A 1,134-nucleotide genomic window follows, 5' to 3' on the forward strand; every position below is an offset into this window, starting at 1 on the left:
TAGTCTTCTGAGTCAGGAATTCTGTTCAGATGTATAAGCTTGGTCTGTGCCACGTACTGGGCGGCCGAAGGCCGAGTTGATGCTGTCGGATGAGGAACGGGCCGCGCTCGAGGGGTGGGTGCGGCGCCGTTCCACGCCGCAGGCGTGGGCTCTTCGCTGCCGCATCATCCTGGCCTGCGCGGAGGGCGCTTCCAACAAGGACGTCGCTGCCCGGCTCGACTCGACTCCGCATGCGGTGGGCCGCTGGCGGGCGAGGTTCGTCGAGCACCGGATCGCCGGCCTGGGAGACATGCCCCGCTCTGGCGGTCCCCGGTCGGTCACCGACGAACAAGTGGCCGCACTGGTCGCCAGGACTCTGGAGTCCGCACCGAAGAACGCGACGCACTGGTCGACACGTTCGATGGCGAGGGAGACGGGCCTGTCGCAGTCGACTGTGTCACGGGTCTGGCGGGCGTTCGGCCTGCAGCCGCATCGTTCGGAGTCGTTCAAGCTGTCGACGGATCCGTACTTCGTCGACAAGGTCCACGATGTCGTCGGCCTCTATCTGGACCCGCCCGAGCGGGCTCTGGTCTTCTGCGTGGACGAGAAGTCGCAGATCCAGGCACTGGACCGTTCTCAGCCGGTGCTGCCGATGATGCCCGGAGTGCCGCAACGCGTCACGCACGACTACGTCCGCGCCGGCACCACCACCCTGTTCGCCGCCCTGGAGGTCGCCACCGGCAAGGTCATCGGTTCCCTGCATCGCCGCCACCGCGCCGAGGAGTTCAAGAAGTTCCTCATCAAGCTCGACCGGGAAGTCCCGGCCGGCCTCGAGGTCCACCTGGTGCTCGACAACTACGCCACCCACAAGACCCCGGCCATCAAAACCTGGCTGCTGGCCCACCCGCGGTTCCACCTGCACTTCACACCGACCGGATCGTCCTGGCTCAACCTGGTCGAGCGATGGTTCGCCGAGCTCACCAACAAGCAGATACGGCGAGGCGTCCACAAGACCGTCCAGGCCCTGGAAAACGACATCCGCGACTGGATCGCCGCTTGGAACACCGACCCCAAGCCCTACATCTGGACCAAGACCGCGGACGAGATCCTCGAACGCCTCGCCTCATATCTGAACAGAATTCCTGACTCAGAAGA

General features: G+C 65.1%; 1 protein-coding gene. It reads left to right on the forward strand.

The window, feature by feature from the left end; translation table 11 throughout:
* Window positions 1-79: 79 nt before the first annotated feature.
* The coding region (locus AB0D99_RS35620; protein ID WP_362372377.1) for an IS630 family transposase at window positions 80-1,134 on the forward strand (1,055 nt) is incomplete at its 3' end.

Origin of the sequence: Streptomyces sp. NPDC047971, assembly GCF_040653355.1 — a bacterium.
Classification (GTDB): domain Bacteria; phylum Actinomycetota; class Actinomycetes; order Streptomycetales; family Streptomycetaceae; genus Streptomyces.